Below are 17,559 nucleotides of genomic sequence, written 5' to 3'. Positions count from 1 at the left end.
ACTTTTGGAACACCTCCTGTTGCCGAAAATATTTGGATTAACGAAATTAAGTACGATGATTTTGGTGCTGATGTAGATGATACTATTGAAGTGGCTGGTAAAGCTGGTATTGATTTAAGTGTCTATTCAATAGTGCTCTATAATGGTAGTAATGGTGCTGTGTACAATACAACTGTGCTTTCTGGTTCTATTGACGATGAACAAAATGGGTATGGTGCTGTAGCCTTTAACTTTGGTGCCATACAAAATGGGCCTGATGCTATTGCTCTTGTTGGTCCTTCTAACAATGTTGTTCAGTTTTTGAGTTACGAAGGTATCTTTATGGCTACTGATGGACCCGCTAACGGAATGGTTTCGGAAGACTTTGGGTTTTCTGGTTCTAGTTCTTCTAGTGGACTATCTATTCAGCTTCAAGGAACAGGAACTGAATATTCTGACTTCATTTGGGTAGAAGAGGTAACACAAAGTTATAATATTATTAATCCTAATCAAACATTTTCAACTTTGACTATTACAGATAATAACTTAGAGAATATCAAGTTATTTCCTAACCCTACAAAGCAATTAATAAACCTAAAGGCAGATTACATTTTAAATTACAAGGTTTTTAATAATCTCGGGCAATTAGTAAAAAAAGGTGAATTGAATATCGGTGGGAACGCTATAGATCTTTCTAATCAAAATGCAGGATTGTATTTTATACAATTATCCAATAGAAATAAAAGTACGGTTAAAAAAATATTTAAAATTTAATAATGAATATGTTGATTGTATAGCATTAGAACAAATCGTCTAATATTATTCTAGTCGCATTCACTAAAGAAAATGATACGTTCACTAAAAAAAACAGATTTCTAAATGAGTACCATCTAACTTTACAAAGCTATTAATCTAGTTATTTAGATTATAACATAAAGTTAAAAAGTCGCTGTAGGGAGCGACTTTTTTCTTTTTTTAAAACCACTTAATTGTCAGTCTCGCCAACTTTTCTTTTAACTCAGTATATGGTGGAAACAAAAACTCAGTAACACCAAAGGTATGTTGTTTTACCACAGCACGCTTATTACTAAACGCCTGGAAACCAAAAAGCCCATGACTTTTACCAATACCACTATTATTTGTACCACCAAAAGGTAGATTGTGATTTGCATAATGAATCACGTTGTTATTTATACAAGTTCCTCCTGCTCTTGTATTCTGTATTACCTTTTTAGTATTGGCTTTACTTTTACTATATACATATAATGCTAAAGGTCGTTCTTTAGCGTTGATATACTCTATTGCATCATCTAACGTATTATAAGTCACTATAGGTAAAATAGGTCCAAAAATTTCGTCTTGTAGTAAAGAAGCCTCATCTTTTAAATTAGATACAATAGTTGGAGCTATATATTTTGAATCTGAATCTCGTTGTCCTCCTACTTCAATTGTGGCATTAAGGCTTTCTGCATTTTTAATATGATTTGATAAACGTTCAAAATGTTTGTTAGTCACTATTCTGGCATAAGATTTTGAACTTTTGGGGTTTTCTGAATAGAAATATTTCATCAACTTTTTACAAGCTTCAATAAATTCAGTTTTTATACTTTCATCTATAAGCACATAATCTGGTGCTACACATATTTGACCAGCATTAAGATATTTTCCCCATATAATTTTTTTGGCTGCCTTTTCAATATTTGCTGTTTTATCAATAATGGTTGGCGACTTACCACCAAGCTCTAATGTAACCGAAGTTAAATGCTTTGCTGCAGCAGACATAACAATCTTACCAACATTTGGTGAACCTGTAAAGAAAATATGATTAAAAGGTAATTTTAATAACTGAGTTGAAACTTCTACTTCACCTTCTACGAGTGCAACCTCATCTTCTGTAAACACATCTGCTACAATTTTAGACATTAACGCAGATGAATGTGGTGTCATCTCGGATGGTTTAATAATTACAGTATTACCAGATGCTATAGCAGATACTAAAGGCCCAAATGTAAGATTGAATGGAAAGTTCCATGGAGAAATAATTAAACACACACCTTTAGGTTCATATATATAGTAAGAACTAGCTCCTAACATAGAGAGTGGTGTTTTTACTTTTTGCTTGCGCATCCACTTATGTAAATAAGCTTTAGCAAACTTAATATCCCCAACAATTTGATAAATTTCAGATAGCTCCGATTCAACTTTAGGTTTACCTAGGTCTTTATATAAGGCATCTTGTATTTGCGCTCTATAGGTCATTTCTATAGCCCGTTGAAGTGCATTTAACCTTTTAACCCTCTGACTGTAAGTTCTTTGCGCGATTTCGTATTGGTGCATTTTCTGCTTAGAAAACAGCTGAAAATACGGGTTATCTTTAAAATCTGTCATTTAACTATACTATGTTTACTGGGCTACAAGCCATTTTTGTGTATTTCGTCGGCATATTATACTTTCAATTACCGTTAATCCTCAACTTCTTTAAATTCATCTATAAAATCATTGATTTTAAAGGACTACAAGCCCATTTTGTGTAGTTCGTCGATGTTTTTTACGAACGATTGTCAGTTATCTATTTATCGCCTTGTTTCATCTAAAAATTTGCTACACTACTCAATATGTTATGTTTCTTTGACTCGAAGTTAAAACAAATATAGCTTCAAACAATTATGAAAAACGCTTTAATCTTTATATTATTCTTAACACTATCTCTAACAGGATTCGCTCAGCAAAATCTTGCAGTTAATAATACTGAACTTGTTGAAACTGTTAAGTTAGAAGTAAAGAAAGTAAGTGTTTCTGCTAAGACTAAAGCTAAGGTTTTAAAAATCAACCGTAAGAAGAGTAACGAAATTATCAGTATCAAGGCTTATAGAAAGAGTTTACAGATTAAAGTAAAAACTAAGAAGCTTTGTTAATAAAATATTAATGTGCTATTAATCATTTAAAAGAGCCGAAACATATGTTTCGGCCCTTTTTTTATATCATTTTTTAGTCTACCAAATTCAGTTCACCTCTAGATTCTTTCTCCTTTAGTTCTTTTACCAAATCTAAAGCATCTGGTATCACATCACTACATAATATAATCAGTGATCCTTTAACTGCATTCTTAACAGCAAATTTAATGGCCTCACTTTCTGAAGGTATAATTGTAGTTTTCTTATTAGGATCTTTCATTTTTATACCATCATTAAGCATCTTAATAAGTTCTTCCTCTGTTTTTCCACGTAAGCGTTTATCTTGACGGATAATAATTTCATCAAACATTTCCGCAGCAATGCCTCCCATTTCATTATTGTCTTCAACACGTCTATCACCAATTCCAGCAATAATTCCAACTTTTACAGTAGCATCTAGTTCTTCAACAAAATTTTGAAGTGCTCGCATTCCGGCAGGATTGTGTGCATAATCTAAAAGAATACTAAAGTTATTAAATTTAAATAAATTTAAACGGCCTGGTGTTAGGGTAGCAGAAGGAATAAAAGTCTCTAAACCTGCTTTCATATCTTCTATACTTATACCTTGTACATGCGCAGCAAGAACAGCAGCCAATACATTCTGAATCATAAATTTCGCTTTTCCTCCATAGGTTAAAGGGATATTTTCAGCTTTCATTAAACGCATTTTCCACTCTCCTCTACAAATCGTAACATAACCATTTTCATAAACCGCAGTAATACCATTAAGGCGCTGTAATGCTTTAACATGAGGGTTATTTTCGTCCATAGAAAATAGGGCCACATTACAATCTAAATTACGACGCATATCATATACCAAATCATCATCTGCATTTAATATCGCATAACCATCTGGTAAAACAGTTTCTGGAACAACTGCTTTTACTTTAGCTAATTGCTCAATAGTATGTATCCCTTTTAGTCCTAAATGATCCGCAGCAACATTAGTTACTACAGCGACATCACATTTTTTAAATCCTAAACCAGCTCTTAACAATCCACCTCGAGCACATTCTAAAACAGCAAAATTTACAGTTGGGTCTTTAAGGACAAACTCTGAACTTGCAGGACCTGTACAATCACCTGTCATTAATAATCTGTTCTGTATATAAACTCCATCACTAGTTGTATAACCAACACGATAACCATTCATTTTAGCAATATGAGCAATTAATCTAGTTGTCGTAGTTTTTCCATTTGTCCCAGAAGTGGCTATTATAGGAATGCGTCCTGTATCTCCTTTTTGTGGGAACAATTTATCGATTACCGGAGCCGCAACATTTCGAGGTAAACCTGTTGTTGGTGCTAAATGCATTCTAAATCCTGGACCTGCATTAACTTCTAATACTGCTCCACCTGTTTCTGATAATGGTTTAGAAATATCTGTAGTCATAATATCTATACCACAAATATCCAAATCTATAATTTTAGAGATGCGTTCAGCCATACTTACATTTGCAGGATGTATAATATCTGTGATATCTTCAGCCGTACCTCCAGTACTTAAGTTAGCCGTATCTTTTAAAATTAATCGCTCTCCTTTAGTAATTACAGATTCTAATGTATAACCAGCATCCTTTATAATCGTTTGAGTTAACTCGTTTGTTGTGATTTTAGTTAACACATTCTCATGTCCAAAACCACGACGAGGATCACTATTTACTTTATCTATCAGTTCTTGTACTGTGGATTTCCCATCACCTATAACATGAGCTGGAGTTCTTATAGCACCAGCTACCAATACATTATTAATAACTAACAATCTATAATCTTCTCCTGTAATAAATTTTTCTACAATAATGGCACCACTACGTGAACTCTCTTTGGCATGATGAAATGCTACTAATGCATCTTCATAATTTTGTATATCTACTGTAATTCCACGACCATGATTCCCGTCAATTGGTTTAATTACTAGAGGAAATCCCACATATCTACATGCCTCCTCTAAACTCCGTTCACGACGAATAATATCACCTTTAGGAACTTCAACTTCCGCTTGCTCTAACAAATATTTTGTATCCTCTTTATCACACGCTAACTCAACTCCAATACTACTTGTTTCACTTGTTACTGTAGCCTGAATTCGTTTTTGATTAGCACCATATCCTAATTGACATAGCGAATATTTATTAAGTCTAATCCACGGAATACCTCTTGCTTCTGCCTCAGCAACAATAGAACCTGTACTTGGTCCTAAGCGATCTGCTTCTCTCAATTCTCTCATTTCCTGAATATCTTCAGACATATCATAATCTTCACCGACTATTAAAGCTTCACATATTCTTACTGCTGCTTTAGCCGCATAACGTCCAACGGATTCTTCCATATATGAAAACACCACATTATAAACACCTTCTTCTCCATAACCACGCGTTCTACCAAAACCAGTATCCATCCCAGCTAAGGTTTGAATTTCTAATGCAATATGCTCAATAATATGTCCCATCCAAGTGCCTTCATCTACACGCATAAAAAAGCCACCTTCGCAGCCTTCTGAGCAACGATGAGAATACATACTTGGAAACATTGCTTTTAATCGCTCTGGAAACCCTTCAATTTTATTAGAGGGTAACTCCTCCATTTCTTGAAGGTCTAAAACCATTACAATTAACTTATGTCTTCGTACTGACCAATAATTTGGTCCTCGCATTGCATTAATACTTCTTATATCCATTATGGTTGGTTTTTATTAGTGAAAGATTATAAATATAGCATTTTTCAATAGAAAATTTGGCTTATTTTTACGCAATATTTTAGACTAAAATTATGCAGAAGATAAAGGGAACGTTAATACCTATTGGAGGAAATGAAGATAAAGGTCTTGAGACAGATGAAATGTACACGCTTGAATTTATAGAGGAAGGGATCTTATATCATGTCGTTAAAGAAGCTGGAGGTATTGATTCTAATATTGTTGTCATTCCTACTGCATCAAGTATTCCTATTGAAGTTGGTGAAAATTATTTAACCGCATTTTCGACTTTGGGTTGTGAAAATGTTGAAGTTTTAGATATTCGATCTAAAGACGATTCTGAAACTGAACACGCTATTAATCTCATAAAAAATGCAAATTGTGTAATGTTTTCTGGTGGTGATCAATCTAAAATTACTGATAAGATTGGAGGAACTACAATTCATAATATCTTAACTGAACGCTATAAAACTGAAAAAGGTTTTGTAATTGCTGGCACTAGCGCTGGTGCAATGGCTATGGCAAACGAAATGATTGCTGGAGGAAGCGCTTCTGAATCATTTATTAAAGGTGCTGTGAATATGTATAAAGGCTTAGGGTTAATCCCTGAATTAATTATAGACACACATTTTATCCGTCGTGGTCGTTTTGGAAGACAATCTGAAGCTGTTGCAAAATTTCCTAATCTAATAGGAATTGGATTAGCAGAAGATACAGGTATGATTATTAAAAACGGAAACGACTGTACTGTGATTGGCTCTGGAATGGTGATTGTTTTTGATGGTGATACACTCACTCACAATAATGAGAAAATACTAGAAGAAGGTACACCAATGACTATGGCTAATCTTACAATTCATGTACTATCTAATGGTGATCGGTATGATATTAAGAGTAGAACAGTTTCTGTTTTACCAATTGAAGCACCTTTTATTTAAGCATTAACTCCATTTCATATTGATTCACAGTATTTTTTAACCCAGCAGATTCTACAGCTTTAATTTTACTTATTAATCTATCGTCAATATTATTGATTCTAATGTCTTTTTTGATAGATTGAATTACTGAAAATAAGGTGTTCCAATTAGACGTTGAATTTTCTAAGACTTCAAACTGAACGATGTATCCAGTATCTAGATTAATTACAAAATAAGCTTCAATATTATCATTTTCTAAAACCTGATAATAATTAAATTCCCCTTTTGCTATACTTTTAGTTTGATTATCCCAAGAATAGAACTCTTGATTAGGCAATGCATTCCAATTCATAATATCAAAAGTAACTTCCCTTACTTTAAAATTAGTTAATGATTCTTGAGAAATTGCACCTTTAAAACATTGATAATGCTTACACTTTTTAAATCCTATACCTTCATAAGATTTAATGGCTTTTACATTTTCAGTAATAACTTCTAGCTGACATTTTGTAATACCATGTTTTATCAAATCAGGAATTGCATAATCGTAAATAGTCTTTACAATTCTTTGTCCTCTATAATCAGGAATCACTCCTGTACCAGAATTATAAGCGATTAACTCTCCTTGACGTTCATCAACTGCATTAATAATAAAACCTACTAAGATATCATCATCAAACATACCGTATGACAAATCAAATTTTACTCCAGCAGCTTTCCAACGTTGTTTATAGAAGTTATGATCTGTTGGCATTTTTACAAAGTAATTTTCGAATGCAGATAAAAAGCACTCCATAATGGTTTTAAAATCCGTATCTCCTAAATGCCTAACAATCATTATTTGTAAATTGAAATTTCTTCTTTACCACCAGAAGACTTACTTGCTCTGTACATCCCTTCTGTATTAAAAGGCATTGCAATATGTCCCTGAGTATCAACCGCAATTAAACCGCCATCTCCTCCTATTTCTAAGATGCGTTTATTAATAACCTCTTCCGAAGCTTCATTAAGGCTCATTTCCTTATGCTCCATTAAACATGCTACATCATAAGCCACAACACCTCTTATAAAAAACTCACCGCTTCCTGTACAACTAATTGCGCAAGTTTTATTGTTAGCATAATTACCAGCACCAATCATTGGAGAATCACCTACGCGTCCCCATTTTTTATTAGTCATGCCACCTGTAGAAGTTGCTGCTGCTATATTACCATCTTGATCACAGGCCACAGCGCCTACAGTACCAAATTTTGAATCCTTTTTTGTAGAATGATCTAATTGAAAACTATCAGTATCTTTTATTTCTAGCCATTGTTTATGTCTAAACTCGTCATAAAAATAGGAAGGGTCTTCTAATTTGTAATCAAGCTCTTTAGCAAACTCCATCGCTCCTTCTCCAGCCAAAAAAACATGCTCACTTTTTTCCATTACATCACGAGCTAGAGTAACAGGATTTTTAATTCCTGTAATTAAACTCACTCCTCCTGCATTAAGTGTTCTTCCGTCCATAATGCTGGCATCCATTTCGTGAGATTCGGTTGCTGTAAATACGGAACCTTTTCCAGCATTAAATAATGGAGAATCTTCTAATAATCTTACAGATTCTTCGACGGCTTCAACGGCAGTTTTTCCATTTTCCAAAACTTTATATCCAGCATCTAAAGCCAACTTTAATGCAGATTTATATTGAGCTTCTAACTCAGAAGTCATCATGCCTTTTACCAAAGTACCTGCTCCACCATGTATGGCTATTGAGAATGTTTTCATCAGTTTTCATTATCTTTAAACAAAAATGAAAAAAAAAATCTGCTTTCTTATCTTAATTTCATTTTGTTATTCAAGTTTTTCACAAATTCAATTAGATAATACTTTAATTACAGAACGTGTCGTTGCATCAAATTTAGATGTGCCTTGGGATATGGTTTACAGTAATGATGGTTGGATTTGGTTTACCGAATTATCAGGAAAAATAAGCCGTGTCAATCCAGACACAAATGTGTTTGAGTTAATTTACACTGTTCCAGATGTTCAAGTATTTGGCTTTAGTGCAGGAATGCATTCTATCGTACTTCATCCTAATTTCCCAGCAACTCCTTATCTATTTGTACACTATACTAATACCTCTACAACTTCAAAACTAGTACGCTATACATATGGCATTAACAGTAATACGTTATCTAGTCCATTAACTATTATCGACAATATTCCCGGAGATGTATCGCACAATGGTTCAAGAATGTTAATTGAAAATGACAAATTATTTATCAGTATTGGTGATGGTTATGATAACCCTTCTTCAGCTCAAGACCTAAATACATTAAACGGAAATATTCTTCGATTGAATCTTGATGGTTCAGTTCCATCAGACAATCCAATATCTGGAACTTACATCTGGTCTTTTGGACATAGAAACCCACAAGGCTTATGTGTAGGTAATGGAAAAATTTACAGTTCAGAACACGGCACTTCAAATAACGATGAAATCAATATCATCGAGGAAAATAGAAATTTTGGATGGCCTAATGTTCAAGGGTTTTGTGATTTACCTTCTGAAACTGCATTTTGTAACAGCGAAAATGTTGCTGAACCTATATGGACTTGGACACCTGCAATAGCACCATGCGGAATGGATTATTTTAATCATCCTTCAATTCCAGAATGGCAAAACTCATTGTTGTTGGCTGTGTTGAAAGATAAAAAATTGATTCAATTACAGCTTAGTCCTGACGGAACATCCATAATAGAAGAAAATAGTTATCTCGTTAATACTTTAGGACGAATAAGAGATGTTTTGGTTTTACCAGATGGCCGAATTTATATTTGTACAACAAATAAAGATTTTGCTGGCTCGCCAAATACTGACGACGATAAAATAATAGAATTACAAAATGATGCCTTTTTAGGAATCGATGACTTTAGCAACCTATCTTTTAAACTATTTCCTAATCCTTCAAATGGCCGTTTTACAATTCATATAAATGAGCTTAGAGGTTCAAATTACACGTTTGAGATCATTTCAGTTAATGGAAGTAAGGTTTTAAAAGGTTCAATTGATAAAGATACAACAGAAGTAAATGCAAATACTCTTAATCCTGGAATGTATTTCTTGAAAATCAATAATTCTAACACATCCATTTATAAAAAAATCATAATTAAATAAAAATTGAATTTTTAAATCTTCTTATCAAAAGCATAACTTTTCGTAGCTTTGAGTTTCTTACAAATTCATTTCTATGTCAGACCAAAAACGCCTCTTTCTCGTTGATGCCTACGCTTTAATTTTTCGTGGCTATTACGCTTTTATAAAAAACCCAAGAATTAACTCTAAAGGTGAAGATACTTCTGCCATAATGGGTTTTATGAACTCATTATTAGATGTTATAAAACGTGAACGACCAGATCATTTAGCCGTGTGTTTTGATAAAGGAGGAAGTGCAGATCGCGTAGAAATGTACCAAGAATACAAAGCCAATAGAGATGAAACACCAGAAGGTATAAAAACAGCTGTACCTTATATCTATGAGATTTTAAAAGCCATGCATATTCCTATTATGGTGAAAGAAGGTTTTGAAGCAGATGATGTTATAGGAACACTTGCCAAAAAAGCAGAAAAAGAAGGCTATAAGACTTTTATGGTAACACCAGATAAAGATTTTGCACAATTAGTATCCGAAAATATCTTTATGTATCGTCCTGTTTTTGGAGGTGGTTACGAAACTTGGGGAATTCCAGAAGTACAGAAAAAATTTGAAGTTACAGATCCATTACAAGTCATTGACTTTTTGGGTATGATGGGAGATGCATCTGATAATATTCCAGGACTTCCAGGTGTTGGAGAAAAAACAGCTAAGAAATTTTTAGCGGCTTATGGTTCAATGGAAGGCTTACTTGCAAACACGCACGAGCTTAAAGGCAAAATGAAAGAGAAAGTTGAAGCCAATGGAGAACTCGGTTTGCTTTCTAAAAAACTAGCTACTATTATGCTCGATGTTCCTGTTGAGTTTGATGAAAAAGATTTTGAAATGTCTAAACCAGATATTCCTAAGGTAACAGAGATTTTTCAAAACTTAGAGTTTAGACGTTTAATTGACAATTTTAATAAAACATTTGCTGCTGAAGCAATTGAAGCGTCAACGCAAGCAACAGACAAAAAAGAAGCTCCAAAAACAACTCCAAAAGAAGAAAAATCTGCAGGAGCAGGTCAGTTCTCACTTTTTGGTGGAGCAGAACCTTCTGCCACAGAAACGACTTCTGAATTCACACGTAAAACGGCTGAAACTACATCACATTTTTATCAAAGTATCGCTTCTGGTATGGCAACCAAATTGTTTGTTAAAAACCTAATGAGTCAAACTTCTGTGTGTTTCGATACGGAAACAACAGGCTTAAATTCGTTAACAGCAGAATTAGTCGGAATCGCATTTTCTTGGGAAACTGGCAAAGGGTTTTATGTACCATTTCCAGAAGACAAAAGTGAAGCACAAGAATTAATAGAAGTTTTTAGACCCTTTTTTGAAAACGAAAACATAGAAAAAATTGGTCAGAATTTAAAATACGATATCAAAGTCTTAGCCAAATACAATATCAATGTTAAAGGCAAACTTTTCGATACCATGTTAGCGCATTATTTGATTAATCCAGATATGAGACATAATATGGATGTGCTAGCTGAAACCTACCTCAATTATACTCCTATTGCTATAACTGAATTGATTGGAAAAAAAGGAAAAAACCAACTCTCTATGCGAGAGGTACCTTTAGATAAGCAAACCGAATATGCAGTTGAAGATTCTGATATCACACTTCAGTTAAAAGAACATTTTCAAACGGAACTAGGTGAAGCTAATACCCAAAAATTGTTTAATGATATAGAAATTCCGCTAGTACGTGTTTTAGCAGCCATGGAATTAGAAGGAATTAATCTTGATAAAGATTTTCTAAACTCATTATCCGAAGATCTTAATACTGACATTTTAAGCCTCGAAAAAAGTATTTACGAAGCCGCAGGCGAAGAATTTAATATTGCGTCACCAAAGCAGTTAGGTATTATTCTTTTCGAAAAAATGAAATTGGTTGATAAACCAAAGAAAACTAAAACTGGTCAATATAAAACGGGAGAAGACATCTTATCTTACCTAGCAAAAGATCATGAAATTATTCAGCAAGTTTTAGATTATAGAGGACTGTCAAAACTTAAAAGTACTTATGTAGATGCTTTACCTCTTCAGGTTGATGAATCTACAGGAAGAGTACATACAGATTATATGCAAACGGTTGCAGCAACAGGTCGTTTAAGTAGTAACAATCCTAATTTACAGAATATTCCTATTCGTACCGAACGTGGTCGCCAAGTTAGAAAAGCGTTTGTACCACGTAATGAAGATTATACCTTATTAGCAGCCGATTATTCTCAAATAGAATTACGAATTATTGCTGCTTTGAGTGAAGAGGAAACTATGATTGAAGCTTTTAAGAATGGTGAAGATATTCATGCATCAACAGCGTCTAGAGTATTTAATGTGCCTTTAGATGAAGTGACACGAGAACAGCGTAGTAATGCAAAAACTGTCAATTTCGGAATTATATATGGTGTCTCTGCTTTTGGATTAAGTAACCAAACCGATTTGTCTCGTGGTGAAGCCAAAGAATTGATTGACACGTACTATGAAACCTATCCAAAACTAAAAGCTTATATGAGCAAGCAAGTCGATTTTGCTCGCGACAATGGTTATGTTAAAACCGTTTTAGACAGACGTCGTTACCTAAAAGATATTAATTCTAGAAACGCAGTTGTACGTGGTGCAGCAGAAAGAAATGCTGTAAACGCACCAATACAAGGTAGTGCAGCAGATATTATAAAAATTGCGATGATTAACATTTATGATAAACTTCAATCTGGAGATTACAAATCTAAAATGTTACTACAAGTCCATGATGAATTAGTTTTTGATGTATACAAACCAGAACTTGAAGACATGAAAACACTGATTAAAACCGAAATGGAAAACGCCTATAAACTAGAGGTTCCACTAGATGTAGATTTAGATATTGGTGATAATTGGTTAGAGGCGCATTAATTAGATATAATTAACGTCGTTTCTTCTTATTTCTCTTTTTGTTCTTAAACCTAACCTTATCCTCACTTTTACGCTGGTTAAAAGGTACTGCATCATTAAAGGTGTTTTTAGCATCACCATTGGGCTTGTTTTTTCGCCACTTTTCAGTTTTTTCGGGAAGTAGTACTTTTAATAAATCTTCGCGTCCGAGTTTATTCAACGTCTTTTTAATCCAAGCCTTATTTTCATCTTTATACCAGAAGAAAAAACGATGTTGTTCATCTTTTTCCTTTCGCGTGATTGGCGTGTTTACTTTTTTAAGCGTGTATGGATGGTAACCACTATAATAAATAACTGTGGCAACTGTCATTGGTGTTGGCGTAAAACCTTGTACTTGTTCTAACTGAAAACCCATATCTTTTGTTTCGGCAGCTAGATTTGCCATGTCCTCAACTTCGCAAGCAGGATGATTAGATATAAAGTATGGTATTAATTGAAGCTTCAAACCTTTCTTAATATTAATCTTATCAAAACGATCTTTAAACTTATGAAAGTATTTAAACGATGGTTTACGCATCAGTTTCAAAACAGGATCACTAGTATGTTCTGGAGCTACTTTAAGTCGTCCAGAAACATGCTTGGTCATTACTTCTTCAGTATAATCGTCTAACTCTTTTGGGTCCGCATTTTTATTAAACTCTGGCACCAACATATCGTGACGAATACCAGAACCAATAAATGACTTTTTAACTTTTGGGTGCTTATCAACTGCCTGATATAGTTCTGTTAATGGCTTATGCGATGTATCTAAATTACTACATATTACTGGCGAGATACAACTAGGTGCAACACACTTATCGCAAATAGATTGTACCTTACCTTTCATTTTATACATGTTGGCACTTGGACCTCCAATGTCTGATAAATAGCCTTTAAAATCTGGCATATTCGCAACAGTATCTACTTCTCGCAATACAGATTCCTGACTTCGAGATGCAATAAATTTTCCTTGATGTGCCGAAATGGTACAGAAACTACAACCACCAAAACAACCTCTGTGTATGTTAATGGAGAACTTAATCATTTCGTAAGCCGGAATTGGTCCACGCTTATTATATTTTGGATGTGGTAATCTTGTATAAGGCAACTCAAAAGACGCATCAATCTCGTCTTCTGTCATCGTTGGATAAGGCGGATTAATCATCAAAGTCTTATCTCCTACTTTCTGAAAAATTCGTCGCGCAGCTAATTTGTTAGATTCCTGTTCAATGGTTTTAAAGTTAGAAGCAAATTTTTTCTTATCCTTTAAACAAATTTGATGCGGAATAATTTCCACATCTTCCCAATTACTATTTTTTGGGACTTTAGCCTCTTTATCTAATAAAACAGCAGTCTGCTTAATTGTCGTAATGCTACTAAACGGAACACCTTTTTGTAACAAACGTACCACTTCGCGTAAAGGTTGTTCACCCATTCCGTATACCAACATATCTGCTTTAGAGGTTTCTAAAATAGTTGGCATTAATTTATCACTCCAATAATCATAATGCGTAACACGACGTAAAGACGCTTCGATACCACCAATTAAAACGGGAGTATCTGGCCATTTTTCTTTTAAAATTTTAGAATATACGGTTGTTGCATAATCAGGACGAAACCCAATATCACCATTTGGTGTATAAGCATCTTTATCACGCTTCTTTTTATTCGCATTATAATTGCTGATCATAGGATCCATACAACCTCCAGTAACTCCAAAAAACAATTTTGGAGCACCAAGTTTTACAAAATCCTGAAGATTATCTGTAACACTTGGTTGCGGAACAATTGCCACACGCAGTCCATAACTTTCTAAAATACGACCAATGACTGCAGGTCCAAACGATGGATGGTCTACATAAGCATCACCACTAAACAAGATAACATCTAGTGCTTCCCATCCGCGTATTTTAACCTCTTTGTTTGTGGTAGGTAACCAATCTGAAAGTTTTAATTCTTGCTTCACACTGCAAAAGTAGTTAAAATTGTGGCTTCTACAGTAGAATCCAATGATTGAGAGTCGTTGGCAGATTAATTTAAGGCAATATGATTTGTGAAACACAACGCCCTTTTTCTATCTCACAAAAAACTATAAATCGATAGCCTTTAAACTCTCAACACGATTTCTAACTAAGAAATCGTCAATAGTTTCAAAATGCTCAATCACACGTTTTTCTTTAAATTCGAATACTTTTTTAGACAGACCTTGTAGAAAATCTCTGTCGTGAGATACTAATATTAAGGTACCATCAAAATTTTGTAAGGCTTCTTTTAAAACATCTTTAGATTTTAAATCTAGGTGATTTGTCGGTTCATCTAGAATAAGCAAATTCACTGGCTCTAACAATAATTTCACCATAGCCAATCTGGTTTTTTCACCACCAGATAATACACTTACTTTTTTATCTATATCATCTCCTCTAAACATAAAACCACCCAATATATTTTTAATTTGGGTTCTTACATCTCCTTGAGCAACTTCATCTACAGTTTGAAATACCGTTAAACTTTCATCCAACAAAGCCGCTTGGTTTTGAGCAAAACAACCCACTTTTACATTGTGACCCAAAACGCAAGTTCCTTCTACTTCAATTTCACCTAGAATAGATTTTATCATAGTAGATTTACCTTCTCCATTTCTACCTACAAAACAAACCTTCTCACCTCTTGCAATAGACATATTTGCATCTTTAAACACTACGTGCTCTTCATAAGATTTAGAAACCTCTTTAACTGTTACAGGATAATTACCAGAGCGATTGGTTGGCGGAAAACGTAATTTTAAAGCAGATGTATCTACATCATCAATTTCTATGATTTGTAATTTTTCGAGCATACGCTCACGAGACGACACTTGGTTTGTTTTAGAATACGTGCCCTTAAAACGTTCAATAAACTGCATGTTATCTGTAATAAACTTTTGTTGCTCTTGATAAGCTTTTATTTGATAAGCTCGCCGATCTTCTCGCAATTGAAGGTAGTGCGTGTAATTGGCTTTGTAATCGTAAATGCGACCCATTGTTACTTCAATAGTTCTATTAGTTATATTATCTACAAAGGCTCTATCGTGCGAAATTACAACGACAGCATTAGCCTTATTAAGTAAAAAGTCTTCTAGCCAAATCACAGATTCAATATCAATATGGTTGGTTGGCTCATCTAATAAAATTAAATCTGGTTTTTGAAGTAAAATTTTAGCCAATTCAATTCGCATACGGTAACCACCAGAAAACTCATTGGTTTGCCTTATGAAATCTTCCTGCTTAAATCCTAAACCTTTCAATGCTTTTTCGACTTCAGCATCGTAATTTATGTCTTCTAAAGCGTAATACTTTTCACCTAAATCAGATACACGCTCAATAATCTTCATATACTCTTCAGACTCGTAATCTGTTCTGGTTTCTAATTGTTTATTTAGCTCTTCCATTTCGTCTCGCATTGTAAACACATGGCTAAAGGCTTTAGAAGCTTCATCGAAAACAGTCGTATTATCCTCTGTTAACAAATGTTGTGGTAAGTAGGCGATAACTGCTTCCTTTGGACATCTTACATTACCGCGAGTTGCATTTTGAACTCCAGCAATAATCTTCATCATGGTAGATTTTCCAGCTCCATTCTTTCCCATTAATGCAATTTTATCATTCTCATTTATGGTAAAAGAAACATCACTAAAAAGCGTGTGACCACTAAATTCTACGGCTAAATTATCTACTGAAATCATACTCTAAATTTTAAAGCTGCAAAACTACTAAAAGCATTGTACCATTTCCACTTTAAATCTTTCGTTTTTTTGAAGTAATTTTGCAGCCTAATTGAGATTATGACTATTATTTCTAAAGACATATTAAAAGCGGTTGCACTTTTATCTGATGAAGACATTGTTGCTATACCAACGGAAACGGTTTATGGTCTAGCAGGAAATATCTATAGCGAAAAAGCAATTAAGTTAATTTTTGAAACAAAGAAACGACCATTTTTTAATCCACTTATAGTACATATTCCCTCAATAGATAATCTTTCAAAGATTGTAGAATATATTCCTGAAAAAGCAAAACTATTAGCCGAAGCCTTTTGGCCAGGACCAATAACTTTGGTTTTAAAAAAGAAGGATACTATTCCAGATTTAATTACGGCTGGTAAAGATACAGTTGCTATAAGAGTGCCTAATCACCCTATTTCACTAGAACTCTTAAAACAATTACCCTTTCCATTGGCTGCACCAAGTGCCAACCCTTTCAGTAGTATTAGTCCAACAACAGCTGAACATGTTGAGACTTATTTCAAAGACAAAATTAAAATGGTACTCGATGGTGGTCCATGTAAAAGTGGCATAGAATCTACTATAATTGGTTTTGAAAATAACGAACCTATTATTTACCGCTTAGGCTCTACTCCTATAGAAGCTATTGAAAATGTTGTTGGGAAAATTGAAATTAAAAACAAAAAGGAAATTCAGCCTGATGCTCCAGGAATGCTAGAGCGTCATTATGCACCAAAAACAAAAACGGTTTTAACAGATAATATTTTAGACACCATTAAGCTATATTCTAAAAAGCGTATTGGGCTTTTAGTCTTTAATTCTGAATTTAAAGATGATACTATTAGTATTCAAATCGTTTTGTCTAAAAATAACGATTTAGGAGAAGCAACTTCCAATCTATATGAAGCATTACACCAATTAGACAAAGAAAATTTAGATGTAATAATAGCTGAAAAATTTCCAGATCATGGATTAGGTAAATCTATAAATGACCGTTTAGAGCGTGCAACGAAAGTCTAGAAAGAAAGTACTAATATATTTTGGTTTTTTTCAGTAGTTTTTAAAGTTGAGTTGTTCTATAATAAAAGAACGAATAAAAACCTCAATAATAAATAAGTCTATTAATATAAAATTATGACTTATTTTTATAAAAAATTGT

At 33.8% G+C, this 17,559-nt stretch carries 12 protein-coding genes; 6 read left to right on the top strand and 6 right to left on the bottom strand.

Annotated features, from left to right (window positions below):
• Positions 1–753, top strand: a 753-nt coding sequence (locus QZZ53_RS04865) for a T9SS type A sorting domain-containing protein (protein WP_296382105.1), incomplete at its 5' end; no start/stop codon positions are given.
• A 201-nt stretch (positions 754–954) separates the two neighbouring features.
• On the opposite strand, the gene QZZ53_RS04860 is transcribed toward QZZ53_RS04865, so the two are convergent.
• A complete protein-coding gene (locus QZZ53_RS04860) occupies positions 955–2,367 on the bottom strand; it encodes an aldehyde dehydrogenase family protein (RefSeq protein ID WP_296382103.1) in 1,413 nt (470 codons plus the stop codon).
• A gap of 278 nt (positions 2,368–2,645) precedes the next feature.
• Between QZZ53_RS04860 and QZZ53_RS04855 the strand changes: the two genes are divergently transcribed.
• Positions 2,646–2,894, top strand: coding sequence for a hypothetical protein (locus QZZ53_RS04855; protein ID WP_296382101.1), 249 nt, complete (start codon positions 2,646–2,648; stop codon positions 2,892–2,894).
• 73 nt (positions 2,895–2,967) lie between these two features.
• Here the strand turns inward: QZZ53_RS04855 and cphA are convergent, their stop codons facing one another.
• Complete coding sequence (cphA, locus tag QZZ53_RS04850) at positions 2,968–5,610, bottom strand: cyanophycin synthetase (protein WP_296382099.1); 2,643 nt, start codon at positions 5,608–5,610, stop codon at positions 2,968–2,970.
• Positions 5,611–5,702: 92 nt separating this feature from the next.
• Here cphA and QZZ53_RS04845 point away from each other — a divergent pair, with 92 nt between their 5' ends.
• The gene (locus tag QZZ53_RS04845; protein WP_296382098.1) at positions 5,703–6,566 is read left to right on the top strand and encodes a cyanophycinase; all 864 of its coding nucleotides are present in this window, start codon (positions 5,703–5,705) and stop codon (positions 6,564–6,566) included.
• On the opposite strand, the gene QZZ53_RS04840 is transcribed toward QZZ53_RS04845, so the two are convergent.
• A complete protein-coding gene (locus QZZ53_RS04840) occupies positions 6,559–7,383 on the bottom strand; it encodes a GNAT family N-acetyltransferase (protein WP_296382096.1) in 825 nt (274 codons plus the stop codon). The two genes, QZZ53_RS04845 and QZZ53_RS04840, sit on opposite strands and share 8 nt — an antisense overlap.
• A complete protein-coding gene (locus QZZ53_RS04835; RefSeq protein WP_296382094.1) occupies positions 7,383–8,312 on the bottom strand; it encodes an isoaspartyl peptidase/L-asparaginase in 930 nt (309 codons plus the stop codon). The genes QZZ53_RS04840 and QZZ53_RS04835 overlap by 1 nt, the downstream gene beginning before the upstream one ends.
• Positions 8,313–8,337: 25 nt before the next feature.
• Here QZZ53_RS04835 and QZZ53_RS04830 point away from each other — a divergent pair, with 25 nt between their 5' ends.
• Together QZZ53_RS04830 and polA are read left to right on the top strand one after the other, a co-directional pair.
• Positions 8,338–9,705 (top strand): PQQ-dependent sugar dehydrogenase, encoded by a 1,368-nt coding sequence (locus QZZ53_RS04830; protein ID WP_296382092.1) that lies wholly within the window; start codon positions 8,338–8,340, stop codon positions 9,703–9,705.
• A 73-nt stretch (positions 9,706–9,778) separates the two neighbouring features.
• Positions 9,779–12,622, top strand: coding sequence for a DNA polymerase I (gene polA / locus QZZ53_RS04825; RefSeq protein WP_296382091.1), 2,844 nt, complete (start codon positions 9,779–9,781; stop codon positions 12,620–12,622).
• 10 nt (positions 12,623–12,632) lie between these two features.
• Here the strand turns inward: polA and QZZ53_RS04820 are convergent, their stop codons facing one another.
• Positions 12,633–14,606, bottom strand: a complete 1,974-nt coding sequence (locus QZZ53_RS04820; protein WP_296382089.1) for a YgiQ family radical SAM protein — start codon at positions 14,604–14,606, stop codon at positions 12,633–12,635.
• Between the two features lie 123 nt (positions 14,607–14,729).
• A complete protein-coding gene (locus QZZ53_RS04815; protein ID WP_296382087.1) occupies positions 14,730–16,361 on the bottom strand; it encodes an ABC-F family ATP-binding cassette domain-containing protein in 1,632 nt (543 codons plus the stop codon).
• Between the two features lie 99 nt (positions 16,362–16,460).
• Between QZZ53_RS04815 and QZZ53_RS04810 the strand changes: the two genes are divergently transcribed.
• Positions 16,461–17,420: an L-threonylcarbamoyladenylate synthase gene (locus QZZ53_RS04810; RefSeq protein ID WP_296382084.1), complete on the top strand. Its 960-nt coding sequence runs from the start codon at positions 16,461–16,463 to the stop codon at positions 17,418–17,420.
• Positions 17,421–17,559 lie beyond the last annotated feature (139 nt).

The organism is Winogradskyella sp. (genome assembly GCF_016744625.1).
GTDB lineage: Bacteria > Bacteroidota > Bacteroidia > Flavobacteriales > Flavobacteriaceae > Winogradskyella.
The sequence above is the reverse complement of the archived record's forward strand: the minus strand, read 5'-3'. Positions and strand labels throughout refer to the sequence as shown.